This window comes from Mycolicibacter senuensis (assembly GCF_003284925.1).
In the GTDB taxonomy this organism is placed as follows: Bacteria; Actinomycetota; Actinomycetes; order Mycobacteriales; family Mycobacteriaceae; genus Mycobacterium; species Mycobacterium algericum_A.
In genome coordinates this window covers 1-25,797 of record NZ_QMEX01000019.1, presented here as the reverse complement: position 1 = coordinate 25,797, position 25,797 = coordinate 1, and the positions used below count along the sequence as shown (strand labels likewise).

The 25,797-nt window shown below is 69.2% G+C and carries 24 protein-coding genes, 1 tRNA gene and 1 pseudogene; 16 read left to right on the top strand and 10 right to left on the bottom strand.

Annotated features, from left to right (window positions below):
• The gene (locus DQP56_RS07920) at positions 1-648 is read left to right on the top strand and encodes a LysM peptidoglycan-binding domain-containing protein (RefSeq protein WP_112684427.1); all 648 of its coding nucleotides are present in this window, start codon (positions 1-3) and stop codon (positions 646-648) included.
• On the opposite strand, the gene DQP56_RS07915 is transcribed toward DQP56_RS07920, so the two are convergent.
• Genes DQP56_RS07915 through DQP56_RS07905 form a run of 3 tightly spaced genes read right to left on the bottom strand, consistent with a single transcriptional unit; the run spans position 633 to position 5,943 of the window.
• Entirely contained in the window at positions 633-1,634 is a 1,002-nt protein-coding gene (locus DQP56_RS07915; RefSeq protein ID WP_112684410.1) for a nucleoside triphosphate pyrophosphohydrolase, read from the bottom strand. The two genes, DQP56_RS07920 and DQP56_RS07915, sit on opposite strands and share 16 nt — an antisense overlap.
• Positions 1,631-5,281 (bottom strand): transcription-repair coupling factor, encoded by a 3,651-nt coding sequence (gene mfd / locus DQP56_RS07910; RefSeq protein ID WP_112684409.1) that lies wholly within the window; start codon positions 5,279-5,281, stop codon positions 1,631-1,633. The genes DQP56_RS07915 and mfd overlap by 4 nt, the downstream gene beginning before the upstream one ends.
• Before the next feature lie 59 nt (positions 5,282-5,340).
• Positions 5,341-5,943, bottom strand: coding sequence for a TetR/AcrR family transcriptional regulator (locus DQP56_RS07905; RefSeq protein ID WP_112684408.1), 603 nt, complete (start codon positions 5,941-5,943; stop codon positions 5,341-5,343).
• A gap of 85 nt (positions 5,944-6,028) precedes the next feature.
• Here DQP56_RS07905 and DQP56_RS07900 point away from each other — a divergent pair.
• The 10 genes from DQP56_RS07900 (at position 6,029) to pth (ending at position 12,777) form a co-directional block, all read left to right on the top strand.
• Positions 6,029-6,100 (top strand) — tRNA-Gln (locus tag DQP56_RS07900).
• Positions 6,101-6,165: 65 nt separating this feature from the next.
• Positions 6,166-7,680 (top strand): bifunctional UDP-N-acetylglucosamine diphosphorylase/glucosamine-1-phosphate N-acetyltransferase GlmU, encoded by a 1,515-nt coding sequence (gene glmU / locus DQP56_RS07895; RefSeq protein WP_112684407.1) that lies wholly within the window; start codon positions 6,166-6,168, stop codon positions 7,678-7,680.
• A gap of 109 nt (positions 7,681-7,789) precedes the next feature.
• Positions 7,790-8,770 (top strand): ribose-phosphate diphosphokinase, encoded by a 981-nt coding sequence (locus tag DQP56_RS07890; protein WP_112684406.1) that lies wholly within the window; start codon positions 7,790-7,792, stop codon positions 8,768-8,770.
• Between the two features lies 1 nt (position 8,771).
• Entirely contained in the window at positions 8,772-9,125 is a 354-nt protein-coding gene (gene arsC, locus DQP56_RS07885; protein ID WP_112684405.1) for an arsenate reductase (glutaredoxin), read from the top strand.
• Positions 9,122-9,784, top strand: coding sequence for an LpqN/LpqT family lipoprotein (locus tag DQP56_RS07880; RefSeq protein WP_435673831.1), 663 nt, complete (start codon positions 9,122-9,124; stop codon positions 9,782-9,784). Before arsC ends, DQP56_RS07880 begins: the two co-directional genes overlap by 4 nt.
• A gap of 89 nt (positions 9,785-9,873) precedes the next feature.
• On the top strand, positions 9,874-10,242 hold the full coding sequence (locus DQP56_RS07875; protein WP_112684404.1) for a heme-binding protein: 369 nt from the start codon (positions 9,874-9,876) through the stop codon (positions 10,240-10,242).
• Positions 10,242-10,511 carry a hypothetical protein gene (locus tag DQP56_RS07870; protein ID WP_112684403.1) on the top strand — a complete coding sequence of 90 codons (270 nt, stop codon included), beginning with the start codon at positions 10,242-10,244 and terminating at the stop codon, positions 10,509-10,511. Before DQP56_RS07875 ends, DQP56_RS07870 begins: the two co-directional genes overlap by 1 nt.
• Positions 10,512-10,531: 20 nt before the next feature.
• Complete coding sequence (locus DQP56_RS07865; RefSeq protein ID WP_112684425.1) at positions 10,532-11,413, top strand: oxidoreductase; 882 nt, start codon at positions 10,532-10,534, stop codon at positions 11,411-11,413.
• Positions 11,414-11,544: 131 nt separating this feature from the next.
• A complete protein-coding gene (locus tag DQP56_RS07860) occupies positions 11,545-12,180 on the top strand; it encodes a 50S ribosomal protein L25/general stress protein Ctc (RefSeq protein WP_112684402.1) in 636 nt (211 codons plus the stop codon).
• A gap of 12 nt (positions 12,181-12,192) precedes the next feature.
• Positions 12,193-12,777 (top strand): aminoacyl-tRNA hydrolase, encoded by a 585-nt coding sequence (gene pth / locus DQP56_RS07855; protein WP_112684401.1) that lies wholly within the window; start codon positions 12,193-12,195, stop codon positions 12,775-12,777.
• An 87-nt stretch (positions 12,778-12,864) separates the two neighbouring features.
• Here pth and DQP56_RS07850 read toward each other — a convergent pair whose 3' ends face one another.
• From DQP56_RS07850 to DQP56_RS07840, 3 genes are all read right to left on the bottom strand, one after another.
• Entirely contained in the window at positions 12,865-14,499 is a 1,635-nt protein-coding gene (locus DQP56_RS07850) for a fatty acyl-AMP ligase (RefSeq protein ID WP_112684400.1), read from the bottom strand.
• Between the two features lie 251 nt (positions 14,500-14,750).
• Complete coding sequence (locus DQP56_RS07845) at positions 14,751-15,713, bottom strand: 4-(cytidine 5'-diphospho)-2-C-methyl-D-erythritol kinase (protein ID WP_165824938.1); 963 nt, start codon at positions 15,711-15,713, stop codon at positions 14,751-14,753.
• 35 nt (positions 15,714-15,748) lie between these two features.
• On the bottom strand, positions 15,749-17,230 hold the full coding sequence (locus DQP56_RS07840) for a PE-PPE domain-containing protein (protein ID WP_234825549.1): 1,482 nt from the start codon (positions 17,228-17,230) through the stop codon (positions 15,749-15,751).
• Positions 17,231-17,381: 151 nt separating this feature from the next.
• Between DQP56_RS07840 and DQP56_RS07835 the strand changes: the two genes are divergently transcribed.
• Positions 17,382-18,218, top strand: a complete 837-nt coding sequence (locus tag DQP56_RS07835; RefSeq protein ID WP_112684398.1) for a serine/threonine-protein kinase — start codon at positions 17,382-17,384, stop codon at positions 18,216-18,218.
• Here the strand turns inward: DQP56_RS07835 and rsmA are convergent.
• From rsmA to DQP56_RS07820, 3 genes are all read right to left on the bottom strand, one after another.
• Positions 18,146-19,084: a 16S rRNA (adenine(1518)-N(6)/adenine(1519)-N(6))-dimethyltransferase RsmA gene (gene rsmA / locus DQP56_RS07830; protein WP_112684397.1), complete on the bottom strand. Its 939-nt coding sequence runs from the start codon at positions 19,082-19,084 to the stop codon at positions 18,146-18,148. The two genes, DQP56_RS07835 and rsmA, sit on opposite strands and share 73 nt — an antisense overlap.
• Positions 19,057-20,175 carry a resuscitation-promoting factor gene (locus tag DQP56_RS07825; protein WP_112684396.1) on the bottom strand — a complete coding sequence of 373 codons (1,119 nt, stop codon included), beginning with the start codon at positions 20,173-20,175 and terminating at the stop codon, positions 19,057-19,059. Before DQP56_RS07825 ends, rsmA begins: the two co-directional genes overlap by 28 nt.
• 126 nt (positions 20,176-20,301) lie before the next feature.
• The gene (locus tag DQP56_RS07820) at positions 20,302-21,141 is read right to left on the bottom strand and encodes a TatD family hydrolase (RefSeq protein ID WP_205868820.1); all 840 of its coding nucleotides are present in this window, start codon (positions 21,139-21,141) and stop codon (positions 20,302-20,304) included.
• Between the two features lie 18 nt (positions 21,142-21,159).
• Here DQP56_RS07820 and metG point away from each other — a divergent pair, with 18 nt between their 5' ends.
• Positions 21,160-22,710: a methionine--tRNA ligase gene (gene metG, locus DQP56_RS07815; RefSeq protein ID WP_112684395.1), complete on the top strand. Its 1,551-nt coding sequence runs from the start codon at positions 21,160-21,162 to the stop codon at positions 22,708-22,710.
• Positions 22,711-22,723: 13 nt separating this feature from the next.
• On the opposite strand, the gene DQP56_RS07810 is transcribed toward metG, so the two are convergent.
• A complete protein-coding gene (locus DQP56_RS07810; protein WP_112684394.1) occupies positions 22,724-23,077 on the bottom strand; it encodes a hypothetical protein in 354 nt (117 codons plus the stop codon).
• Between the two features lie 103 nt (positions 23,078-23,180).
• Here DQP56_RS07810 and DQP56_RS07805 point away from each other — a divergent pair, with 103 nt between their 5' ends.
• From DQP56_RS07805 to DQP56_RS07795, 3 genes and pseudogenes are all read left to right on the top strand, one after another.
• The gene (locus DQP56_RS07805; protein ID WP_112684393.1) at positions 23,181-24,344 is read left to right on the top strand and encodes an NAD(P)/FAD-dependent oxidoreductase; all 1,164 of its coding nucleotides are present in this window, start codon (positions 23,181-23,183) and stop codon (positions 24,342-24,344) included.
• A complete protein-coding gene (locus DQP56_RS07800) occupies positions 24,341-25,237 on the top strand; it encodes an RNA polymerase sigma-70 factor (RefSeq protein WP_112684392.1) in 897 nt (298 codons plus the stop codon). Before DQP56_RS07805 ends, DQP56_RS07800 begins: the two co-directional genes overlap by 4 nt.
• Before the next feature lie 21 nt (positions 25,238-25,258).
• Positions 25,259-25,797: pseudogene (locus tag DQP56_RS07795) on the top strand (aminodeoxychorismate synthase component I); the annotation flags it as partial.

Here is a 25,797-nt window from a genome sequence, read left to right as displayed (position 1 = left end):
GTGAAGACCTACCAAGTTCAGCCCGGCGACACCCTGTTCGCCCTGGCCCGGCGAGAGTACGGCGACAGCACCCTGTACCCGGTGATCGCGCGGCAGAACCACCTCGCCAACCCGGATCTGATCTTGTCCGGGCAGCAGCTGCTGATCCCGTATGTGACGTATCGACACGTGGTCACGGCGGCCGATTCCACCGCGACGCGTAAGGAGATCACCCAGCACTACTACGGAACCGACGACACCAACGTGCAGTTGATCTGGGAGATCGTCAACGGAGTAGCCCAGCGGGAGATCCAGCAGGGCAGCTGGCTGCACATCCCCGATCTGTCCAACGTGGGACACCACACGGTCGTCGACGGAGAAAGCTTGGCAGAGCTGGCCGCCCGGTGGTACGGCGACGACCACCTCGCGATCGTGATCGGGTTGGCGAACAACCTTCCCGCGAACACCGAACCGGCCCCGGGCCAGGTGCTCGTCGTCCCCGGCCTCAACCGGCGCCGCCACATCGCCGGCGATACCCTGGCGTCACTGTGCCGCACGGAATACGGCGAGGAGGATCTGGACACCCGGATGTCGGTCGTCGCGGCCGCCAACCACATCAGCGAGCCGACCGCGCTGTTCTCCAATCAGGTGATCTATTTCCCCTCGTAAGGTGGATCAGGCGCCGCGGGTGGTCTGACAGCCTCCTCGCCGGTCGCCGGCCAGTGGGCGCGCCACTCCTGTTCGCTGACCGCGCCCAGCGGTGCGCTGTCGGGATTGAGAACGTCCACGCCGCCGTCGCGCGCCGCGGCGATCGCCTGCTCAGCGGAACGGACGGTATCCATGAAGTCCAAAACCGCTGTGCGCAACCCATTTTCCGCGTCACTGTCGGCGTCGACCGTGACGGTTGTGAGGGTGTCGGGAACCAGCTCGGCGGGCAGGCCGGCACGTGCGGCGCGCTGCAGCACCTTGCTCGCCAACGCCAATGCCGGCTGAGCGGTCGACAGATCGTCCATGATTGAGTTTCCGGCGTTCTTCTCGAGCTTTTCCCGGGCTTTGCGCTCATGCCACTGCGCCACCTGGTCGTCGAGCGAGATCTCCTCGCCGGCCAGCACGGCCGCCGGCACCCGATTGGCCAGCTTGCGCAGCAACGCGTCGGCGACGTCATCGATGCCGAAGGGGCGCTCGGGTGCGTCCTCGGCGATGCGGGCGTGGAACAGCACCTGCAGCAGCACGTCGCCAAGCTCTTCGCACAGTTCGTCGGCGTCCCCGCTGCGCACCGCGTCGAACAACTCGTAGGTCTCCTCGAGCAAAAACCGTCGCAGCGAATCGTGGGTCTGCTCGCTCTCCCACGGGCCCGTGCTGCGCAGCCGGTCCATGATCGCGACCGCGTCGAGCAGCCGCTCCCCCGCCGGGGCCTCCGGTGCGGCGATCAGCGGCTCACCGGCTGCCAACCGGGCGACGACGGCGGGATGGTCGCGATCCGAGGACAGCAGCACCGGCGCCTCGGCACCGGACAGCACCGAGCGGGCGGCGGGCAACGACCACGGCACCGCGATCGGCAGTTCCTCGGTGTAGACGACGTCGCCGGTCAGCAGCGCGCACGCTTCCACCGGCAGCAACGAAGGCCGGCGCGGGTCGACCAGGACGACGGTCATCGCCGACCGGCCGGGGCGGGTTCAGAAACCGGTGCCGTCACGTCGACCTGGCCCTGCGGCTTGCCCTCCAGCGCCGCGATCAGATCGGCCACCATCTGCACCAGTTCGACGTCGCGGATGCGCGGCGCACCGACCGAACTCCCAGCCCGAGGTATCGGAACCTGCACGGTGGCGGTGGTGGCGCGGTAACTGGCCGACGGGTGTAGCCGCTTGAGACGCAACTGGGCGGAGTCCGGCAACGTCATCGGGGCCAGCTTCAGGGTGGTCGCCGAGGCCACGCTGACCTCGGTGATACCGACGCTGCGGCACAACAGCCGCAACCGGGCCACCGCGACCAGTCGGCCCGCCGGCTCCGGCAGCGGCCCGTAGCGGTCGGTCAGCTCCTCGACCACCGCGCTGATCGCGGCATCGTCGGGCGCGGCGGCCAGCCGGCGGTAGGCCTCCAGCCGCAGCCGGTCGGAGTTGATGTACTCCGGCGGCAGGTGGGCGTCGACCGGCAGGTCGATCCGGACGTCTTTGGGCTCCTCGGTGGTGAGTGTCTCGCCGTTGAACGCCGCTCGGTAGGCCTCGACGGCCTCACCGACCAACCGGACATACAGGTCGAACCCCACCCCGGCGACGTGCCCGGACTGCTCCACGCCCAACACGTTGCCCGCGCCGCGGATCTCCAGGTCCTTCATCGCCACCGCCATCCCGGCGCCGAGTTCGTTGTTCTGGGCGATGGTGGCCAACCGGTCGTGGGCGGTCTCCGTCAGCGGCGTGTCCCGTGGGTAGAGGAAGTAGGCGTAGCCGCGTTCCCGGCTGCGGCCGACCCGGCCCCGCAACTGGTGCAGCTGCGAGAGCCCGAAGGTGTCGGCACGTTCGACGATCAGGGTGTTGGCGTTGGAGATGTCCAGACCGGTCTCGATGATCGTGGTGCACACCAGGATGTCGTATTCGCGGTTCCAGAAACCCTGCACGGTGGTCTCCAGCAGCTCCTCGGGCATCTGGCCGTGCGCCACCACGACGCGGGCCTCGGGCACCAGCGCGCGCACCCGGGCGGCGGCCGCGTCGATGGAACTGACCCGGTTGTGCACGTAGAAGATCTGGCCGTCGCGCAGCAGTTCGCGGCGCAACGCCGCCGCCACCTGCTTGTCGTCGTGCGGGCCGACATAGGTCAGCACCGGGTAGCGGTCTTCGGGCGGGGTGAGGATCGTCGACATCTCCCGGATGCCGGCCAGGCTCATCTCCAGGGTGCGCGGGATCGGGGTGGCGCTCATGGTGAGCACGTCGACGTGAGTCCGCAGCGCTTTGATGTGCTCCTTGTGCTCGACGCCGAACCGTTGCTCCTCATCGACGATCACCAGGCCGAGGTTCTTCCATGCCACCCCGGTCTGCAGCAGCCGGTGGGTGCCGATCACCACGTCGACGGAGCCGTCGGCCAGCCCGTCGATGACCGCCTTGGACTCGGCTGCGTCGGTGAAGCGCGACAGCCCCTTGACGGTCACCGGGAATCCGGCCATCCGGGTGCTGAACGTCTGCAGGTGCTGATCGGCCAGCAGCGTGGTGGGCACCAGCACCGCGACCTGCCTGCCGTCCTGGACGGCCTTGAACGCCGCCCGCACCGCGATCTCGGTCTTGCCGTAGCCCACGTCGCCGCAGATCACCCGGTCCATCGGGACCGGCTTTTCCATGTCGGCCTTGACCTCGCCGATCGCGGTGAGCTGGTCGACGGTTTCGGTGAACCCGAACGCATCCTCCATCTCGGCCTGCCACGGGGTGTCCGGCGCGAACGCGTGGCCGGGCGCGGCTTGCCGTTTGGCGTAGAGCGCGACGAGTTCGTCGGCGATCTCGCGCACCGCCTTGCGCGCCTTGGTCTTGGTCTGGCTCCAGTCACTGCCGCCGAGCCGCGACAGCGCCGGCGCCTGGCCGCCGACGTAGCGCGACAGCTGGTCCAGCGAGTCCATCGGCACATAGAGCTTGTCGGTGCCGTTGGCGCCCCGTTTGCCCGAGGCGTATTCCAGCACCAGGTATTCGCGCCGCGCCCCGCCCACGGTGCGCTCGGTCATCTCCACGAACTTGCCGATGCCGTGCTGGTCGTGGACCACCAGATCACCGGCGGTCAGTGCCAGCGGGTCGACGGCGTTGCGGCGCTTGGCCGCCAGCCGCTTGCCTTCCGGCCCGGCGACCCGGTTTCCGGTCAGGTCGGTCTCGGTGACGATCACCAGGTTGGCGCCGCCGATCACCACGCCGTCATGCAACGGTCCCTGCAATACCCCGACCACGCCGGGTTGCGGGGCCGCACCGGGCTCCATCAGTGTTGCCGCGGTGTCGGATTCGGCCAGCTGCTCGACCAGCCGGCGGGCGGTGCCCACGCCGGGGGCCACGATCGCCGCGGCGCCGCCGGTCGCGGTGTGCGCCCGCAGCATGGCGAAGATCGCTTCGATGTCGCGTTGCCGCCCCCGCGCCGATGGCGACGGGCGCACCTCGAGTTCGATCGCCTCCGGGTCGGGCAACTGGCTCAGTGTCCACCACGGATGCCCGGCGTCCAGCGCCACCTTGCGCACCTCGGCGAGGTCGCGGAATCCCGAACCGCCCAGCTGCTCGACATCGATCGGCGCGTCACCACCGATCGCCGCCACCGACCAGGACGCCTCCAGGAATTCGCGGCCGGTCTTGATCAGGTCGGCGGCGCGGGCGCGGACCTTCTCCGGGTCGCAGATCAGCACCGGGGTGCCGGCCGCCAGCTGATCGGTCAGCAGCGCCTGCGGTCCGGGCCGCAGCACCGGGCCGAGGGCCTCCATGCCGTCGACCGGGATGCCCTCGGCGAGTTTGGCGAGCATGTCGCCGACACCGCCGGTGACGGTGTTGTCGGTGAGCGGGTGATCGCCGGCCAGTTGCGCCGCGCGGGCGCGGACGTCGTCGGTGAGCAGCAGCTCCCGGCATGCCACCGCGACCACGGTGCCGGCGTCGATCTCGGGGATGGAGCGCTGGTCCGCCACCGAGAACGGCCGCATCTCGGTGATCTCGTCGCCCCAGAACTCGACGCGTACCGGGTGCTCGGCGGTCGGCGGGAACACGTCGAGGATGCCGCCGCGCACCGCGAACTCACCGCGTCTGCCGACCAGGTCCACCCGGGTATAGGCCAGCTCGACCAGTCGGGCGATCACCGCCTCGAAAGGTGTCTCCTCGCCGACGGTCAAGGTGACCGGCTCGATCGCATCCAGGTGCGGGGTCATCGGCTGCAGCAGCGACCGGGCCGTGGTGACCACCACGCGCAGCGGCGGTCCCAGGTGCGCGTCGTCGGGCCGTGCCAGCCGCCGCAGCAGCAGCATCCGGGCTCCGACGGTGTCCACCCCCGGGGAGAGCCGCTCGTGCGGCAGCGTCTCCCAGGACGGGAACAGCGCCACGGCGCCGCCGTAGACGCCGCGCAGCTCGGCGGCCAGGTCGTCGGCCTCGTGGCCGGTGGCGGTGACCACCAGCAGCGGGCTGTTGCGGGCCAATGCGGCCGCGACGAAAGGCCTGGTCGCGGCCGGGCCCACCACATTGAGCTCGGCGGGCCGGCTGTCGGCGCGCTCGATGAGATCGACGAAGGTCGGCGCGCTCAATGCGGCTTCGACGAGCCCCGCGATCGGGGTGGCTGGGCTGGCGTGCCCCGGTGCGGTCATGATGTGGGCAATTCTAGGCGGTGGCTGCCCGGAGGCCGATTTGCGTTGCGGTGCATGCCTTATTCGTCGTGCAGTGCCGGGTCCGCCTCGAGGTGCATCAGCCCGTTCCAGCACAGGTTGACCAGGTGGGCGGCCACCACTTCCTTCTTGGGTTCGCGCACGTCCAGCCACCACTGCGCGGTCATCGACACCGAGCCGACCAGCGCCTGGGCATACAGCGGCGCGGTCTCGGGGTCCAGGCCGCGCCGCGAGAAATCGCCGGCCAGGATCGAGGACACCTGGCCGATCGCGTCGTTGAGCAGGGTCGAATAGGTGCCGGAGCTGATCGATGCCGGGGAGTCGCGGATCAGGATCCGGAAGCCGTCGGTGTGTTCGTCGACATAGGTCAGCAGCGCCAGGGCGACCCGTTCGACCCGCAGCCGGGACTGGTTGTTGGTCGACTTGGTCAGCGAGGTGGTGATGCCGTCCAGCAGCGCCGACATCTCCCGGTCGACCACCACGGCGTACAGTCCCTCTTTGCCGCCGAAATGCTCGTAGACGACCGGTTTGGACACGTTGGCGCGCAGCGCGATCTCCTCGATGGAGGTGCCCTCGTAGCCGCGCTCGGCGAACAGTGAGCGCGCGACGTCGATGAGTTGGTGCCGACGTTCACTGCCGGTCATCCGGGCCCGCGGGGGCCTGCCATCCCTGTCCAGAGCAGCCACGATGCCCAGGATATCCAGTTCGGTAGAGTCTCCTTGCAATCCATCCGTCGTGGTGTAATCGGCAGCACCTCTGATTTTGGTTCAGATAGTTCAGGTTCGAGTCCTGGCGACGGAGCTTCACGGGCACGGATTTGCCCCACCCTTTGCCGCGAGCGTGCGCAGAATGACAGGCTAGACGGCGTGTCGACGCACAAACACGCTCCCTCGCGCCAGGATGCCGACCGCCAGGACGCCGATCGCCAGGACGCCGTCATCGTGCTGGCGGCCGGGGCCGGGACCCGGATGGTCTCCGACACCCCCAAGGTGCTGCACACGCTGGGTGGGCGCAGCATGCTGTCGCACTGCCTGCGCGCGGCCGCCGGGCTCGGCCCCCGCCACCTGGTGGTGGTGCTGGGCCACGCCCACGAACGCATCGCCGGGCCGGTGGCCGAGTCGGCGCAGGCCCTGGACTGCCGCATCGACATCGCCCTGCAGGACCAGCAGCTGGGCACCGGGCACGCGGTGTTGTGCGGCCTGTCGGCGCTGCCGGACGACTTCGACGGCACCGTCGTGGTCACCTCCGGCGACATTCCGCTGCTGGACACCGCGACGCTGCGGGCGCTGGTCGATGCCCACCGCAGCGCCCCGGCGGCGGTCACCGTGCTGACCACGACGATGGCCGACCCCACCGGCTACGGCCGCATCCTGCATACCCAGGACGGGGAAGTCACCGCGATCGTCGAACAGGCCGACGCCACCGAATCGCAGCGCGAGATCCGCGAGGTCAACGCCGGGGTGTACGCCTTCGACATCACCGCGCTGCGGTCCGCGCTGGGCCGGCTGGGCTCCGACAACGCCCAGCACGAGCTGTACCTGACCGACGTGATCGGCATCGTGCGCGGCGACGGCCAGCCGGTGCACGCGCGCCACGTCGACGACGCCGCCCTGGTGGCCGGCGTCAACGACCGGGTGCAACTGGCCGAGTTGGCGGCCGAACTCAACCGCCGGCTGATCGCCGCCCATCAGCGGGCCGGTGTCACGATCGTCGACCCCGCCACCACCTGGATCGACGTGGACGTGACGATCGGACGCGACACCACCGTCGCACCCGGAACCCAGCTGCTCGGCACCACCGTGATCGGTGCGCACTGTGAGATCGGCCCGGACACCACGCTGACCGATGTCACCGTGGACGAGGGCGCCTCGGTGATCCGCAGCCACGCCGCTTCGTCGTGGATCGGGGCCGGGGCGACGGTCGGACCGTTCAGCTATCTGCGGCCCGGGACCGCACTGGGCGCCGACGCCAAGCTGGGGGCGTTCGTCGAGACCAAGAACTCCACCATCGGCACCGGGACCAAGGTCCCGCATCTGACCTACGTCGGCGACGCCGACATCGGCGAGCACTCCAACATCGGCGCGTCCAGCGTGTTCGTCAACTACGACGGCCAGAACAAGCGGCGCACCACGATCGGCTCGCATGTGCGCACTGGCTCGGACACCATGTTCGTCGCGCCGGTCAGTGTCGGCGACGGTGCCTACACCGGCGCCGGCACGGTGGTGCGCGACGATGTGCCACCGGGCGCGCTGGCCGTGTCGGCCGGCCCGCAGCGCAACATCGAGAACTGGGTGCAGCACAAGCGGCCCGGAAGCGCTGCCGCCGAGGCGGCCGCGAGGGCCCAGGCCTCCGGCGGTTCGCGATCGGACCCGTCATCGTGAGGTTGGTCGCGTTGGGGCAGCCCGGAGCGAAATCGCTCGGCGGACTACGTACCATAAGGCCCGAATTAACTCGACCAATTTCCCAGATCTCCAACGGCGGGGGCAGCGCGTGAGCCACGAGTGGACAGACAACCGCAAGAACCTGATGCTCTTCGCTGGTCGAGCGCACCCGGAGCTGGCCGATCAGGTCGCCAAAGAACTGGACGTCCCGGTGACCGCGCAGACCGCCCGCGACTTTGCCAACGGCGAGATCTTCGTGCGTTTCGAGGAGTCGGTCCGCGGCTGTGACGCCTTCGTTCTGCAGTCGCACCCGGCGCCGCTGAACAAGCACCTGATGGAACAGCTGATCATGATCGACGCGCTCAAGCGCGGCAGCGCCAAACGGATCACCGCGATCGTGCCGTTCTATCCCTACGCCCGCCAGGACAAGAAGCACCGCGGCCGTGAACCGATCTCGGCCCGGCTGGTGGCCGATCTGCTGAAGACGGCCGGCGCCGACCGGATCGTCACCGTGGACCTGCACACCGATCAGATCCAGGGCTTCTTCGACGGCCCGGTCGACCACATGCGCGCTCAACCGCTGCTGGTCGGTTACATCAAGGAGAATTACGCCGACTCCGACATGGTGGTGGTCTCCCCCGACTCCGGCCGGGTGCGCATCGCCGAGAAGTGGGCCGACTCCTTGGGCGGCGTTCCGCTGTCGTTCATTCACAAGACCCGCGATCCGCTGGTGCCCAACCAGGTCAAGTCCAATCGGGTGGTCGGTGAGGTGGCCGGCAAGACGTGCGTGTTGATCGACGACATGATCGACACCGGCGGCACCATCGCCGCCGCGGTGCACCTGTTGCGCGAGGACGGCGCCCGCGACGTGATCATCGCGGCCACCCACGGTGTACTGTCCGAGCCGGCCGCCGAGCGCCTGGCGTCCTGCGGCGCCAGCGAGGTGATCGTCACCAACACCCTGCCGATCCCCGACGACAAGCAGTTCGCCCAGCTGACCGTGCTGTCGATCGCCCCGCTGCTGGCAAGCACCATCCGGGCGGTATTCGAAAACGGCTCGGTCACCGGACTTTTCAACGGAGAAGCCTAAAATGACCAGCGACGACACTGCGACCGTCTACCACAACCCGCGCTGCTCCACCTCACGCAAGACGCTGGAACTGCTGCGCGACAACGGTATCGAGCCGGCCATCGTGGAGTATCTGAAAACCCCGCCGTCACGCGCGGAGCTGGCGGACATGATCCGCGATGCCGGAATCGGGGTGCGCGACGCGGTGCGCACCGGCGAGTCGGTCTACGCGGAGCTCGGCCTGGCTGATGCCTCCGACGACGAACTGCTCGACGCGATGGCCGCGAACCCCATCCTGATCCAGCGACCGTTCGTCGTCACCGACAAAGGCACCCGGCTGGCCCGCCCGATTGACGCGGTCCGCGAGATACTGTGACCTTGCTGCGCTGGACGGCCGTCGCAGCGCTGGCGTGCGTCACGCTGGCCGGGGCAGCGACCGGATGCGGCGCCAAAACCCCTGACTATCAATCTATTTGGTCGAACGGCACAACCACCAGCACCACGTCAGAGGCGCCGCAGCCGCCGGTGACGGTGGGGCGCTTCCTGGAAGACAAGGGGGTGGCCGCCGAGGCGGTGGCCCCCAACGCGCTGACTGACCTTACGGTGTCGATCCCGACGCCACCGGGGTGGACGAAGAAGGAGAACGCGATGTTGCCGGCGACCACCCTGGTCATCGGCAAGGGCGAGAAGCTTCCGCGGGCGATCCTGAGCGTGGTCAAACTCAACGGCAATTTTGATTCACGCGAGGCCATCAAGCACGGTGTGGTCGACGCGCAACTGGCGAAGAACTTCCGGCTGCTGGACGCCTCCAACGAGGACTACCAGGGCTTCCCGTCGTCGATGGTCCAGGGCACCCACGACATGGACGGCCAGCGCCTGCACAGCTGGTTCCGGATGGTGATCGCCACCGGGTCGGCACCGGACGACCAGCGCTACCTGGTGCAGTTGGCGATCACCAGCTTCAACGAACAGGCGCCCAAGGAGGCCGCCGACGTCGAGGCGATCATGAACGGGTTCACCGTCGCCGCCAAGTGATTCCGCAGCGGGTCGGCGCAAGTGACCCCAATTCCCTTCCGCGGCTTGCTACAGTGCGACGCACCCCGCCTGCTGAAGGGAGTTCCACAATGCCCCTTGCCCGCCGGTCGCCGCGACTTTTCGCCGGCCTCGCCGTAACCGCGGCCACCACGGTTCTGCTGACACCGGTTGCCGCACTGGCCGACCCGCCACCGGGTTGCACCGCCGCAGACCTGGCCAACGTGACCGCGGGCGTCGCCGCGTCGACCTCCGGTTACCTGTTCGCACATCCGGACGTCAACGCGTTCTACTCCGGCCTGCGCGACCGGCCCGACTCCGAGGTGCCTGAGGCCATCCGCGGCTACTTCGCGGACAATCCGCAGGCCCACGCCGACCTGCTGGGTATCCGGCAGCCGCTGGTCGAGTTCCGTAGCCGCTGCGAACTTCCCGAAGCCGACCACGGCTTGTTGGGCCAGTGATGGCTCGCCGGATCCGCGCCGCGGCGGCACTGGCACTGATCGTGCTGCCGGGCACCGTCATCGTCACACCGGCCGGCACCGCGGTCGCCGACGTGTGTGTCGGCGTGGGCCGCCGATTCCACGTCAGCACCTGCACCGACCTCACCCCGCCGCCGGCCTATTACGCCCCGCTACCCGAGGACGTGCCCCCGCCACCGCCTCCCCCACCGCCGGTGCAGACCTGTGTCGGCTACAACGGCCGCTGGATCGACACCAACAACTGCCGCTGAGCACCCTTAAGGTGGGAGCCATGGCCTCTTGGACCGCTGCCGATCTGCCCTCGTTCTCCGGACGCACCGTGATCATCACCGGCGCCAACAGTGGGTTGGGAGCCGTGACCGCACGTGAGCTGGCCCGGGTGGGCGCCAGCGTCACACTGGCTGTCCGCGACACCGGCAAAGGCGAAGCCGCCGCGGCGAGCATGCCCGGCTCTGAAGACAGGGTCAAGGTCCGCGCCCTGGATCTGGCCGACCTGTCCTCGGTGCGGCGGTTCGCCGAGGAGACCCCGGCCGTCGACGTGCTGATCAACAATGCCGGAATCATGGCGGTGCCGTACTCGACGACGGTCGACGGTTTCGAGAGCCAGATCGGCACCAACCACCTCGGCCATTTCGCGCTGACCAACCTGCTGCTGCCCAAGCTCACCGACCGGGTGGTCACGGTGTCGTCGTTCATGCACCGGCTGGGGTATGTGAGCCTGAAAGACCTGAACTGGGAGTCGCGGCGGTATCGCGCGTGGCTGGCCTACGGCCAGTCCAAGCTGGCCAATCTGCTGTTCACCAGCGAGTTGCAGCGCCGGCTGGTGGCGGCCGGCTCGCCGCTGCTCGCGCTGGCGGCCCATCCCGGCTATTCGAGCACCAACCTGCAGGGCCACACCGGCAATCGGGTCGGCGACGCGCTGATGCGCACGATCGGCAACGGCCTGTTGGCCACCAGCCCCGACTTCGGGGCGCGCCAGACGCTACACGCGGCCTCCCAGGATCTGTCGGGCAACACGTTCGTCGGGCCGCGGTTCGCCTTCATCGGCGGCACCGGTTCGGTCGGGCGCAGCCTGCTGGCCAAACGCGGCTCCACCGCCGCCGGCCTGTGGACGTTGTCCGAGCAGCTCACCGGGGTGCAATTTCCGCTCTGAGGCGCTGATGCGCTAGCCTGACCGGGCGTCACGGCGAGGGCGGCCCCTGCGGCCGCCGTTATCGACGAAGACCTGATGGTTGCCTCGATCTGGCCGTGCCTCATGCACAGGTAGCGACCACAGGAGTTTCGATGGCCAAGTCCACCACCGCGAACAAGCTCACCGCCGCGGTGCGTTCCGAGACCGGCAAGGGCGCCTCACGCCGGGCCCGCCGCGACGGCAAGGTACCCGCGGTCCTCTACGGCCACGGCACCGACCCGCAGCACCTCGAGTTGCACGCCCGCGACTACGCAGCCGTGCTGCGGAACTCGGGTACCAACGCGGTGCTGACGCTCGACATCGAGGGCACCGAGCAGCTGGCGCTGACCAAGGCCCTGGATATCCACCCGATCCGTCGCACCATCCAGCACGCGGACCTACTGGTGGTCAAGCGCGGCGAGAAGGTCATCGTCGAGGTGAACGTCGTCCTCGAGGGCGAGTCGTTCCCGGGCACGCTGGTCACCCAGGACGCCACCTGGGTGGAGATCGAGGCGGAGGCGCTGTCGATTCCCGAGCAGCTGACGATCTCCATCGAGGGCGCCGAAGCCGGCACCCAGGTCACCGCCGGCGAGCTGGAGCTGCCCGAGGGTGTGACGCTGGTGTCCGACCCGGAACTGCTGCTGGTCAACGTGGTCGAGCCGCGGGTCGAGGAGGAGCCCGAGGCCGAGGCGGCGGACGAGGCAGCCGGCGAAGCCGCCGGCGAGGCCGCGGCCCCCGAGGCCGAGTAGGCCGAGCACGGCGTGGCCGAGTCACCACCGGTGCTGGTGGTCGGCCTGGGCAACCCGGGGCCGACCTACGCCCACACCCGGCACAACGTGGGCTTCATGGTCGCCGACCTGCTCGCCCAGCGCATCGGGTCGGCCTTCAAGCTGCACAAGAAGTCCGGTGCCGACGTGGTCACCGGGCGGCTCAGCGGGCGCTCGGTGGTGCTGGCCCGCCCGCGTTGTTACATGAACGAGTCGGGCCGCCAGGTGGGGCCGCTGGCCAAGTTCTACTCGGTGCCGCCGGCTGATGTGGTGGTCATCCACGATGATCTCGACTTGGACTACGGCCGGATCCGGCTCAAGCAGGGCGGCGGCGAGGGCGGCCACAACGGGCTGCGATCCATCGCAATGGTATTGGGCAGCAAGGACTTTCAGCGGGTTCGCCTGGGCATCGGCCGACCGCCCGGGCGGCAGGATCCGGCGGCGTTCGTGCTGCAGCCGTTTGATGCGCGGGAGCGCGACGAGTTGCCGACGATCTGCGAGCAGGCCGCCGATGCCACGGAGTTGCTGATCGAGCTGGGCTTGGAGCCCGCGCAGAATGTGGTCCACGCCTGGGGCTGACCCAGCTTCCGCCCCGCGAGCGTGCGCGTGTGTACGCAAAAGCCCGGCGTGTCGGGTACAAACACGCTCCCTCGCGGAAAAGGGCGCCTAGGTGACCAGGGCGACGGAGTTGGCCCGGCGCAGCTTGCCCGACGGTGTCTTGGGGATGCTGCCCGGCCCCAGCACCACCACGTTGCGGGGCCGCATGTCGACCTCGGTGACGACTTCGTGGGCCACCTGGTGCTCGATCCGGCGCACCTCGGCGGGATCCTGCCAGGCGTTGGACTCCACCGCGACCGCGAACGTCTCGCGAGAATGCCCGGCGTCCAGGCGCACCGCGACCGCACAACCCGGGCGCACGCCCTCGACGCGGCCCGCGGCCCGCTCGATGTCGGTCGGGTAGATGTTGCGGCCCGCCATGATGATGACGTCCTTGACCCGGCCGCACACCACGACGTGGCCGTTCTCCATCTGGTAGCCCAGGTCGCCGGTGTCATACCAACCGTGCTCGTCCTGCGCCGGCAGGAAGCCCGCCATGGTCAGGTAACCCGGGGTGACCGGCTCCCCGCGCAGCTGGATCACGCCGACCCCGCGCGGCGGCAGCGAATTGCCGTGTTCGTCGACGATCCGGATCTCGATCCCCTCCAGCAGCGGCCCCAGCGAGGCCAGCCGCCGGGTGTTGCCTCGGGTCGACGGCACCGCGCGGCGCAGCGCCGCCAGCAGATCGGCGTCGACCTCGTCGACCACCAGGCCCGCGCCACACTTGGAGAACGACACCGCCAGCACCGTCTCCGCCATGCCGTAGGCCGGCAGAATCGCCTCCGGCTTCAGGCCGAACGGCCTGCCGGCGTCGATCAGATCCTCGACGTCGGCGGGCTCGACCGGCTCGGCGCCCGACAGCGCGAACCGCAGCGTGGACAGATCAAACTGGCCCGGCGTGGCCTGCTTGCGCAGCCGCTTGGCGAACAGCGCGTAGGCGAAGTTGGGGGCCGCGGTCATGGTGCCCTTGTACTTGTCGATCAGCTTGGCCCACAGCAGCGTGTCCCGCAGGAAGTCCATCGGGGTGATCTTGACCAGCTCGGCGCCGAAGTACATCGGCACCGTCAGGAAGCCGATCATGCCCATGTCGTGGAAGCACGGCAGCCAGCTGACCATGACGTCCTTGTCGACGTCGTACTCGGCGCTGATGAACATCGCCTCGGCGTTGGAGTAGATGTTGCGGTGGGTGATCTGCACGGCCTTGGGCGAACCCGTCGACCCGGACGTCAACTGCATCAGCGCCAGGTCGTCCTCGCCGGCCTCCACCGGGTCGATCGGGTCGGCGGCCAGCAGATCCTCGACGGTCAGGACCTTCAGGCCCTTCTCCTGCAGCACCGGCATCGCGGCCAGGAACGGGTCGGAGATGATCACGGCCTTGGCGTCGATCATGTCGACGACGGTCATGGTGTCTTCGGCCCACACCGCCAGGTCGGTGCGCGGCGTGGGCTGATGCAGCATGGTCAGGCTCGCAGCGCGTATCCAGACGCCCTGCGCGGTGGGGGCGATCTCGACCGGGGCGCCGGCCAGCACCCCGACCGCGTCTCCGGGGCCGACACCGGCGGCGGCCAGCCCGCCGGCGATGCGGCGGGCGCGTTCGTGCACCTCACCCCAGGTGTGCCGGACCGGTTCGTGCGGCTCCCCGGTGACCATGCCCTTGGTGGACTCGCGTGCACTGCGGAACATGTTGTCGGTAAACCTGCTCACGACGGCCTCCTAGCCGGCACCGGTGCTTTCCCCACGGGCTGAGATTTCATGTTCCACCTGCCGGAGACCACTTCGTAAGAGGCGCGCGCGCACAAATAGGTGGCGGTTGCGTCTCGATACCGTAATGCGCGGCCCACCAGATCGATGTGCGTCTGGTCGACGGGGAGTTCTTGGCCACAACTGGTCACCGCGCAGTATCTTAAACTCCTCTTAATCGAGGGGCAAATCTTGGCACGAGATTGGGGCCGCCGTCACATCCCGCTGACCGATGACGGCACCACCCTGGCACCGTAGACCGGGCCGCTGGCCACCCGCACCGCGCGGCCGGCTCCGACGGCCGCCAGTTCGACGGCGACATCGGCCGCCGAAGGCGCCGAAGCGCACAGGAACGCACACGTCGGTCCGGACCCGGTCACGATGCCCGAGAGCGCCCCCGCTTCCACGCCGGCCCGCAATGTTCTTCGCAACGCGGGATTGAGGTTGACCGCGGCCGTCTGCAGGTCATTGCCGAGCAGGCCCGCCAACCGCTGCGGATCGCCGGCGGCCAGCGCGGCCAGCACCGGTTCGGACTCGCCCACCTCCGGAAGGGCGCGCCCACTGTCGCGCAGCCGGTCCAGTTCGGCGAACACCGCCGGCGTCGACAACCCGCGGTCGGCGAAGACCAGCACCCAGTGGAACGTCTCACGGGTGAGCACCGTCGCCAGTTCTTCGCCGCGTCCGGTGCCCAACGCGGTACCGCCGTGCAGCGCGAACGGCACGTCACTGCCGAGTCGGGCGGCTATGGCGTGCAGGTCGCGTCGCGGCACGCCCAGCTCCCAGAGCACATTCATCCCGACCAGCACCGCCGCCGCGTCGGCGCTGCCGCCCGCCATCCCGCCGGCCACCGGAATGGACTTGTCGATGCTGATCGCCACGTCAGGAGCCCGGCCGACGTGCTCGGCCATCAGTTCCGCGGCTCGCCACGCGAGATTGCGTTCGTCGGTGGGCAACACCTCGGCGCCCTCGCCGGCGATCCGCAACGACAGCAGATCGGCGTCGCGCACGGTCACCTCGTCGATCAGCGAAATCGCGTGAAAAACCGTCGTGAGCTCGTGGTAGCCGTCGTCGCGGCGGTCACCGACCGCCAGGTAGAGGTTGAGCTTGCCCGGCGCGCGCACCGTGACCGAACCGGTCGGGGACCACTCGGTGGCGGCACTACCGTCGGATGCGGTCACGCCGATGACACTAGCGGGTCCATCCGCTGCGCGGTCTAGCTGAACAGGTCGGCGAAGTCGGCCTGAATGGAGCTGAAGGCCCCCAGCAGGACCTCCAACTCGAACCCGGCAGCCATGGTGACCAACCCGGTGGTGGCCGCCAGCGGCAGGCCGATCGCGTTCAGCAGGTCACCGGATGCCAGTTCCTGGGCGAAGATCGTCGCGGTGTAGGCCGGCAAGGTGGTCACCAGGGCGTTGAGGATGTCCGCGGTGGGCAGCAACGTGGCATACAGCGTCGCTGCAGCGCTGGTCAGCGTGTTGACGATGTCGGTCAGGCTCGGCATGACGAAGTCGGCGCTGCCGAGCATCTCGCCGCCGAACAGGTCCGCCGCGCTGCTCGACGACATGTTCTGCAGGGCGTCGACGAAGTCGGTCCACCCCTGCTGAGCGCCGTTCACCAGGGCGGTGAACACGTCCTGCATATTGACGTCGGGGAACAGGCCGAACGGGGTGGACACGTCCGCCGGGCCCTGCGACCAGCCGTGTTCGATGTCGCCGTAGCCGAGGTTCACCAGCACCCGCAGGCTCGGCTGCAGCAGGTCGGCGATCGCGTTGCCGAATCCACTGCCCCGCAACGGCGCCAGCAGCGGCAGGTTCTCGGTGGGAATCATGAAGTACTGGGTATTGCCGGTGTAGCCGTCGCTGACCGGCAGCTCGATCGCCGACGCCAACTGCTCGTCGGTCAGCGTCGGATAGGTGCCGTGCACGAACATGATGCCCATGAACGCATTGATGTCCGCCAACAGGTTCAGGGGGTACTTGGGGAAGTCGGCGAAGCCGTCGTACTCCTGGGTGTAGAACGCGGTCTCCCACGGCGTGTCGGTCGGGGTGCCGCCGCTGAACGTGACGCCCAGGCTGGGCAGCGACAGCTCGGGCAGATTCGGATTCAGGCTCGTCAGGTCGAAACGGGACAGCAGGCCGCCATCGGGGGTACTGGGGCTGCCCAGCATCACGAAGGACAGCTGGTCGGCGTCGGGCCGCTCATCCTCGGGCATGCTCAGCAGCTGCTTGATCTCCAGCGCGTTGATGACACCGCTCTGCGAATAGCCAAGTACGACAAGGTCATTGCCGGCAGCAGTCTCCTGCATGATCTTCTGGTGCAGGATTTCGACACCCTGGTCCAGCGAGGTGTCCAGCGGCAGCGACTTCACGCCGGTCAGCGGGTACAGGCCCTCCGGGGTGAACAACGCGTTGGTGACGTCCACCGGGAACAGCGGCTGGCCGGCGAATTTGGGCGTCGCCGGGTCCAGGAACCGGTCGGTGAGCGCCGCCAGATACTGCGGCGGCGGGACCGGCAGCCCGCTGCCGCCCATGATCCAGGACTGGGTGTCCAGCAACGTCGCCTCGGCCACCACGGTTTTGGCCGTCGAGGCCAGGCCGGGCGCCACCGTCGGCGAGACACCCAGTGCGGCGATGGTGGCGACGGCCAGCGGAACCGCACCCAACGAACGCAGCTTGCGACTGTCCACCGTTGCCATGACGACCTCCCGCACGAAGTTGGGATGATTATCACCCTCCGCCAGCAAAATGTCATTGATTTTTGGCTTTGCGATCATGTTTTTCTTAGCTTTCCGGGGAGGTGCCCGGCTTCAGCCGTCGGAGGCGGCCCCGGCCCCATAACCTGGGCCCATGGGCGACGCCGGCATCGACTTCGGCGGCTACGTGATCGACCACGAAGTCGGGCGCGGGGGACACGCCACCGTTTACCGAGCCCACGACCCTCGCCTCCGCGCCGACCAGGCCCCGCCGGTGGCGCTGAAAGTTCTCGACGAAATGCATCGCACACCCGGAGAGCAGGCGCGGCTGAACCGCGAGTTCGAGTTCGCGCGGGTCCTCGACCATCCGCATATCGTCACCGTCTTGCGGCACGGGCCGTACTGGCTGGCGATGCAGTTCGTCGACGGCGGCAATTCGACCGGGCTGCACGCGTTGCCGGATCAACTGAGCGCGCTGGCCCAGATCGCCGACGCGCTCGACCACGCCCATCACAGCGGCATCGTGCACTGCGACGTCAAACCCGCCAACATCCTGATCCCCGCCGACTTCCCCCGCGCCGGGGCGGTGCTGACCGACTTCGGCTCGGCCCACGCCGTCGTCGAGGGCGTGTGGAACCGGCCCCGGAAACCGGGCAACCCCGAGGTCTCGCTGCCCTACACCGCACCCGAGATCCTCTGTGGCAAAGCCCCGTCAGCTGCCACCGACGAATACGCGCTGGCGTGCACCGCGGTCGAGTTGCTCACCGGGGCGCCGCCGTTCCCGGCGTCGAGCGCCGCCGAACTGGTGGACGCGCACCTGCGGCGACTGCCACCGCCCGTCTCGGCGGCCTTCGGACCGGCCGCCCGCGGCCTCGACGTCGTGGTCGAACGCGCCATGGCGAAGTTGCCGGCGCGGCGCTACGACTCCTGCACCGAGTTCGTCGAACAGTTGTCCCGGGTGCTGGCCACGCCGCCGGGCCCAGAAACCTGAAGCAGGCGCACGAAATCGGCGATCGCCAGCGTCTCACCGCGGCGCGCCGGGTCGATCCCGGCCGCCTCCAGGTGCTGCGCGGCCTGCGCTCCCGATCCCGCCCACTCGGCCAAGGCGTTGCGAATAGTCTTGCGGCGCTGGGCGAACGCTATGTCGATGAGCGTGAAGACCTGCCGGCGGAACGCGTCGTCGACCGGCCAGGGCGCGGTGTCATACCGGTCGATGCGCACCAGTCCGGAGTTCACCCGCGGCACCGGCCAGAACACGCTCGGCGGCACCGTGCCGCAACGGCGCACCTCACCGAAGAACCGAGCCTTGGCGCTGGGCACCCCGTAGTCCTTGCCGCCCGGTTCGGCGGCCAGTCGCTCGGCCACCTCCAACTGCACCATCACCATCACGGTGCGAATCGAGGCGAATTCGGCCAGCAGGTGCAGCAACGCCGGGACCGCGACGTTGTAGGGCAGATTTGCCACCACCGCCGTCGGCGCGACGGCCACCTCCGCGCGCTGCAGCGTCAACACGTCCCGGCTCAGCACCGTCAAGCGGTCGGCGTCGGCGGGTGCGTATTCGGCGACGGTCACCGGCAGCCGGTCGGCCAGTACCGGATCCTTCTCGACGGCGACCACCGTCGGCCCGTGCTCGAGCAGGGCCAGGGTCAGCGAGCCGAGTCCGGGCCCGACTTCCAGGACATGGTCGGCGGCGGTGATGCCGGCGCCGGCGACGATCCGGCGCACCGTGTTGGCGTCATGAACGAAGTTCTGGCCCAGCGCTTTCCGGGGCCGCAGGTCGAGTTCGGCCGCCAGGGCCCTGATGTCGCCGGCCCCGAGTAGCCCGATGGTCAGCGTCTCCCGCTGCACACCGGCCAGGCGCCCCAGCCCTGCCGCGCCTGGGTCACCTCGGCGATCGCGATCTGCTCCTCACGGGTGGCCAGGTCGGCGCGCGGGGCATACTTCAGCCCGCCGTTGGCGATCCAGGTGCCGTAGTCGAACTGCACCCCGCCGTAGAAACCGTTACCGGTGTTGATCGCCCAGTTGCCGTGCGACTCACAGTTGGCGATGCGGTCCCACGCCGCGCCGTACACCGACGGCGGCACCTCGGTGCCCGGCTTGGCGCCGACGCGCAGCACCGAGTCGCGGGCCGGAGCCACCACCGCGTTGGACACCGGCAGCCGGCCGGTCTCGGCGCCGTTGACGGTGGCCACCGAGTAGGTCACATCCTGGGTGCCGGGGGTGCCGGGATCCTCCACGATCTGCCGGCTGATGTTCATCGACGGGTCCTCGACGCGCCGCGCGGTCGGGGGCAGCGGCACCCGCTCGGTGACGTGGGTGACCCGGATGCGAGTCACCTGGATCTCCATACCCTCGGTGACGGGGGTCGAGGCCGGGGGGCTGACCTTGTCCGCCTGTTCCAACGGGGCGCCGTCGGCGGCCAGCAGTTCGGCGACGTTGCGCGCGGCCAGGCGCACCGTGCGCACCACACCGCCGTCGTCGATCCGGACGTTCTTGGCGCTCAGCACCGGCAGCGCCATGCCCGCAAGCGGGACCCGGCTACCGCGCGACGCCGCGGCCGGTGCGGTGTCGGTCATCGACAGTTGCGCCAGCGCCTCGTCGACGGACAACGCCGTCGTCCAGACCTGTTGGGGTTCGCGGCCGTCCAGGGACAGCTGCAACGGCCGGCTACGCCGCACCACGATGGTGTCGGCGTTCTGCACCCGGGCGTCGCGCGCCGGGGTCACGTCGTCACGGTCGCCCAGGTCGAACCCGTTCTCGGCGACCACATCGATCACCCGCGACCGCATGGTGGTCACGGTGACCGGGGTGCCGTCGACGTCCAGCGTCACGGTCTTGGCACTGGCGACTGCGAAGCCGCCGGCGAAGGTCAGCACCAGCAAGAGCGCACCGACCAGCATCCGCAGCATCGGCGAGGGGGCCTGATGCAGCCTGGTCAAAGTGTTCAAGGAACAGAAACCTCACGACGCGAAAACATGGCAAAGGGGCCCTTGCGGCGCCCCGATTTATAACGAGACGGTAACGAACCCACCAGCGTCGGGCAACCGAATGTGACCTGCACTACGTTTCCGGTTTCAGCGCAAGTCGTACACCCGACGGGCGTTGCGGCTCGTAACCTGCGCCAGGTCAGCTGCCGACACTCCCAGCAGCTCAGCCAGCGCCCTGACAGTGTAGGGCAGGCAATAGGGCTCGTTGGGCGCGCCACGGTACGGGTGCGGGGTCAAAAACGGCGCATCGGTCTCCACCAGCAGCTGCTCGCGCGGGATCAACGGTACGGCCTCTCGCAGGTCACGGGCATTTTTGAAGCTGACCGTGCCGGACAGGCTGAGCGTCCAGCCGGCGTCGACGCAGGTGCGGGCCATCTCCGGGCCGGACGAGAAGCAGTGGAAGATCACCCGCTCGGGGGCGCCCTCGGCGCGCAGCACGTCCAGCACGGCCGCATCGGCGTCGCGATTGTGGATCATCAGCGGTTTGCCGGTGCGTTTGGCCAGGTCGATGTGCCAGGCGAAGGCGTCTTTTTGCGTCGCGGGTTCGGCGCAGCCCGCCAGCCGGCCCGGCCAGTACAGGTCCAAGCCGGTCTCGCCGATCGCCACGACCCGCGGGTGGGCGGCCAGCGCCTCGATCTCGGCGCGCGCGCCGTCGGTGAGGCTGTCGGTGCGGGTGGGGTGCAGGGCGACGGCGGCGTACACCCGATCGTCGGCGTCTGCGGCCCGGGTCACCCAGCGCGCCGAGTCCAGGTCGTCGGCGACGGTCACCACCGCCTGCACGCCGACCGCGCTGGCCCGGTCCAGGATCGCGGGCACGTCGTCGACGCCGCACGCATCGAGATGGGTGTGCGCGTCGACCAGCGGAGTCAGCGGCTCCGGCGCAGGCGGCGCCGGGCGTTCGGCTGATCGTCTAGAGCTCACCCGCACACCTTAGGGTGAAGCTTGATGAGACAGCTTGAGCCCTTCTACGTCACCACCGCGATCACCTATCCCAATGGTGACCCGCACATCGGTCACGCCTACGAATACATCGCCACCGACGCGATCGCCCGGTTCCACCGGCTCGACGGGTTCGACGTGCGCTACCTGACCGGCACCGACGAGCACGGGCTGAAAATGGCCGAGACCGCCGCCGCCGAAGGGATCCCGACGGCGGAGCTGGCGCGACGCAACTCCGATGTGTTCCAGCGCCTGCAGGAACGGCTCAACATCTCCTTCGACCGGTTCATCCGGACCACCGACGCCGACCACCTGACGGCGTCCAAGGCGATCTGGCAGCGCATGGTCGACGCCGGTGATATCTATCTGGACGCCTACTCCGGCTGGTACTCGGTACGCGACGAGCGGTTCTTCACCGAGGCCGAGACCCGCCTCACCGACGACGGCTCGCGGGTGGCCGGCGAGACCGGGGCGCCGGTGACCTGGACCGAGGAGCAGACCTACTTCTTCCGGCTGTCGGCCTACACCGACAAGCTGCTGGCGCACTACGAGGCCAACCCCGGTTTCATCGCCCCGGAGGTGCGCCGCAACGAAGTGGTCAGCTTCGTCTCCGGCGGGCTGCGCGACCTGTCGATCTCCCGCACCTCGTTCGACTGGGGCGTGCCGGTGCCCGGCCACCCCGACCACGTGATGTACGTCTGGGTGGACGCGCTGACCAACTACCTGACCGGGGTCGGCTATCCCGACACCGACTCCGAGTCCTTCCGCCGGTACTGGCCGGCCGATCTGCACATGATCGGCAAGGACATCATCCGATTCCACACCGTGTACTGGCCCGCGTTTCTGATGTCGGCCGGAATCGAGCTGCCGCGCAAGGTTTTCGCACACGGCTTCCTGCTCAACAGCGGCGAGAAGATGAGCAAGTCGGTGGGCAACGTCATCGACCCGGTCGAGTTCGTCGACAAGTTCGGGGTCGATCAGGTGCGGTATTTCCTGCTGCGAGAGATCCCCTTCGGTCAGGACGGCAGCATCTCCGAGGAGGCGTTGATCAGCCGCATCAACGCCGACCTGGCCAATGAGCTGGGCAACCTGGCGCAGCGGTCACTATCGATGGTCGCCAAGAACCTGGCCGGGGTGGTCCCGGAACCGCTGGCGCCCACCGGTGACGACGAGGAGCTGCTGGCCCAGGCCGACGGATTATTGGAGAAGGTGCGGGCGGCGTTCGGCACCCAGGCCATGCACCTGGGTCTGGAGGCGATCTGGCTGATGCTGGGTGCGGCCAACCGATATTTCTCCGCCCACGAGCCGTGGAAACTCGCCAAGAGCGAGTCCGCCGCCGATCAGGCCCGGTTCGGCACCGTCCTGTACACCACGCTGGAGGTGGTGCGGATCGCGGCGCTGCTGGCGCAGCCGGTGATGCCCGAATCGGCGGGCAAGCTGCTCGACCTGCTGGGCCAGACCGCCGAGCAGCGGATGTTCACCGCCGTGCCGCACCGGCTGACACCTGGTCTGACGCTGCCCGCGCCATCCGGGGTGTTCCCGCGCTACCAGCCCTGAGCCGACGAGACGCCTACCGCGGGTCCAGTCGGACGACCACTTTCACCCGGCCCTGCTCGTCCCGCTCCGCGACGGCGTGCCCGGGCCGGTCCGCGCCGTCGAGCCGGATCGTCAACGGCCCGCCGTCGCCGGAGAAGTTGCGCCACCAGGCCTTCTTGTCGGGCAGGGTGACCCCGATGGCGACCTCGTCACCGCTGCGCCAGTAGGCCACCGGAAGACTGAAAGTCTGTCCGGACCGCCGCCCGACATAGCTGATCATGGTGAGCCGACGGCCCAGCCGCGAACCGAGCAGCGGCGCAGTGACCAGCGACGTCGTGACGGCATTGAACGCGCGGACGAACATCCGCGCCGGCCCACCGAAACCCATGGCCCCACCCTACGCACGCGGTGAGACAGCTCACAGTGCGTCACATACCGGCGGGCCGGGGTGTCTTGAGGGCATCACCCATCTGCAGAGACAGGAGCAACTCATGACTCGCACCCACGTTGTCGTCGTCGGTGGTGGCTACGCCGGCACCATGGCCGCCAACCGCCTGCTGAAGAGTCCCGACGTCGATGTCACCGTGGTCAACCCGCGTCCGGTGTTCGTCGAGCGGATCCGGCTGCACCAGCATGTGGCCGGTAACTACCAGGCCGTCCGCGACTACGGCGACCTGCTGGGCGATGGTGTCCAGCTGGTGGTCGACGCCGCCGACCGGATCGACGCCGCCGACCGCCGGCTCCGGCTGGCGTCGGGCACCGTACTGCGTTACGACTTCCTCATCTACGCCGTGGGCAGCACCGGTGCGATCACGCCCACCGTTCGGGGTGCCGCCGAATTCGCCTATTCCCTCAGCGAACTGGAGCATGCACAGCGGCTGCTGGCCCGGCTCGGCGAGGTGACCGTCGACGCCCCGGTGATCGTCGTCGGCGGCGGGCTGACCGGCATCGAGGCCGCCTCCGAACTGGCCGGGCAGGGTCGGCCGGTCACCCTGGTCTGTGGCGGAATCCTGGGCCCGTCAGTGGGCGCCCCGGGGCGCCGCTCACTGGCCAAGGCGCTGCGCAAGTTGGGTGTCGAGGTGCGTCAAGCCGCCACCGTCACCGCGGTGCGCTCCGACGAGGTGCAGTTGCAGGACGGCTCCGTGCTGCCGAGCGCGGTAACCGTCTGGGCGGCGGGCTTCGGCGTCCCGGACCTGGCCACTGCCAGTGGGCTGGCCACCGACGCGCTGGGCCGGCTGGTCACCGACGAGACCCTGACCAGCATCGACAATCCGTGGATCGTCGCGGCCGGGGACGCGGCGGCGCCGTCGGGCCGACCGTTGCGGATGAGCTGCCAGGCTGCGATACCGCTGGGCGCCCAGGCCGCCGACACCGTGCTGGCGCGTATCGCCGGCAGCCCGGCGGACGCACTGGATCAGGCCTTCACCGGGCAGTGCATCAGCGTCGGCCGTCAGGCCGCCACCGTGCAGCTGGCCCGTCGCGACGACACCCCGGTCAAGGCGTTCGTCGGCGGCCGGCTGGCCGCGGCGATCAAGGAGACGATCTGCAAAGCCACCGTGTGGGGGATTCGGCGCGAGGGCGCCAAGCCCGGCTCGTACCGTTGGCTGAAGGCCGGCGCGCGGTCGGTCGCGGTTGAACAGGAGACGGCGGTGTGAGCAACCAACACGCCGAACGGTTCACCGAGCTGCGGCCGCTGCTGTTCACCATCGCCTACGAAATCCTGGGCTCGGCGACCGAATCCGACGACGTCCTGCAGGACAGCTACCTGCGGTGGGCGGAGGTGGATCTGGCGGAGGTACGCGACGCCAAGCCCTACCTGGCTCAGCTGGTCACCCGCCAGGCGCTCAACGCGCTGCGGGCGGGTGCCCGGCGCCGCGAGGATTACGTCGGGCCGTGGCTGCCCGAACCGCTGCTGCTCGACGACCAGGACCCCTCGGCCGACGTGGTGCTCGCCGAGTCGGTCTCGATGGCGATGCTGGTAGTGCTGGAGACGCTCGGCCCCGACGAGCGCGCGGTGTTCGTGCTGCGCGAGGTGTTCGGGTTCGGCTACGACGAGATCGGCGCCGCGGTGGGCAGATCCCCCGCCGCGGCGCGCCAGATCGCGCATCGGGCCCGCGGCCACGTGCAGGCCCGGCGACCGCGCTTCACCCCGGTGGACCCGGCCGAGAACGCCCGGATCACCGAGGAATTCATGACTGCGGCAGCCGGCGGAGATATCACGGCCGTGCTGTCGATGCTGGCTCCCGACGTGGCGTGGACCGCCGACAGCGGTGGCAAGGCCACCGCGGCACGCCAGCCGGTTGTCGGAGCCGACAAGGTGTCTCGGGCGGTCATCGGGTTGCTACGCCGGGGCGCGGCGCTGCCCGACGTGCACGTCGAGGTGGCGAACTGCAACTGGGCCCCGGCAGTGTTGCTCTACAGCGCGGGCCGGTTGGAGGGCGTGTTCACCCTCGAGATCGTCGACGGCCTGATCACCAACTTCTACGCGATGCGCAACCCGGACAAGCTGGCGGCGCTGGCGGCTGCCCGGGAGATCACCCGCAGCTAAGACGTCTGACAAGCTGGTGCGGTGCGAATCGAGCCGCTCGGCGACCTGGGCACGGCACCGCAGGTGCTGCGCGCGGTCGGTGCGGCGACCGCCCGGTGTGGTCTGCCGCCGCCGGCCGCGTTGACCGGCGAGTGGTTCGGCGCCCGCGCCGTGATCGCTCCCAGTGTGGCCGTCGAACCCGTCGACCCGGCCCGGGTGTTCGACGTCTCGCCCGGCCGGCGGTGCGACGCGGTGGGCGGCGGTTGGATCGGCTACCTGTCCTACCCGGACCCCGGCGCCGACGACCTGGGCCCCCGGATTCCCGAGGCTGCCGGCGGCTGGACCGACTACGTGTTGCGCCAGGACGCCACGGCCGGGCAGTGGTGGTTCGAGAGTCTTTCCGGCGCGCCGATACCGGGCTGGCTGGCCGAGGCGCTGACCACGCCCGCGCCCGAGCGCCGCTGCCGCATCTTCTGGGAGACACCCGACCGGCAGGCGCACCGCGCCGGGGTGCTGGCCTGCCTGGAGGCCATCCGGGACGGCGAGGTGTATCAGGCATGCGTCTGCACCCGCTTCACCGG

Coding starts and splice junctions, on each gene's coding strand:
- DQP56_RS07915 (WP_112684410.1), bottom strand. CDS start 1,634: ATGACCGTCGTCCTGGTCGACCCGCGCCGGCCTTCGTTGCTGCCGGTG.
- mfd (WP_112684409.1), bottom strand. CDS start 5,281: ATGACCGCACCGGGGCACGCCAGCCCAGCCACCCCGATCGCGGGGCTC.
- DQP56_RS07905 (WP_112684408.1), bottom strand. CDS start 5,943: ATGACCGGCAGTGAACGTCGGCACCAACTCATCGACGTCGCGCGCTCA.
- arsC (WP_112684405.1), top strand. CDS start 8,772: ATGACCAGCGACGACACTGCGACCGTCTACCACAACCCGCGCTGCTCC.
- DQP56_RS07875 (WP_112684404.1), top strand. CDS start 9,874: ATGCCCCTTGCCCGCCGGTCGCCGCGACTTTTCGCCGGCCTCGCCGTA.
- DQP56_RS07870 (WP_112684403.1), top strand. CDS start 10,242: ATGGCTCGCCGGATCCGCGCCGCGGCGGCACTGGCACTGATCGTGCTG.
- DQP56_RS07865 (WP_112684425.1), top strand. CDS start 10,532: ATGGCCTCTTGGACCGCTGCCGATCTGCCCTCGTTCTCCGGACGCACC.
- DQP56_RS07860 (WP_112684402.1), top strand. CDS start 11,545: ATGGCCAAGTCCACCACCGCGAACAAGCTCACCGCCGCGGTGCGTTCC.
- DQP56_RS07840 (WP_234825549.1), bottom strand. CDS start 17,230: ATGGCAACGGTGGACAGTCGCAAGCTGCGTTCGTTGGGTGCGGTTCCG.
- DQP56_RS07835 (WP_112684398.1), top strand. CDS start 17,382: ATGGGCGACGCCGGCATCGACTTCGGCGGCTACGTGATCGACCACGAA.
- metG (WP_112684395.1), top strand. CDS start 21,160: ATGAGACAGCTTGAGCCCTTCTACGTCACCACCGCGATCACCTATCCC.
- DQP56_RS07810 (WP_112684394.1), bottom strand. CDS start 23,077: ATGGGTTTCGGTGGGCCGGCGCGGATGTTCGTCCGCGCGTTCAATGCC.
- DQP56_RS07805 (WP_112684393.1), top strand. CDS start 23,181: ATGACTCGCACCCACGTTGTCGTCGTCGGTGGTGGCTACGCCGGCACC.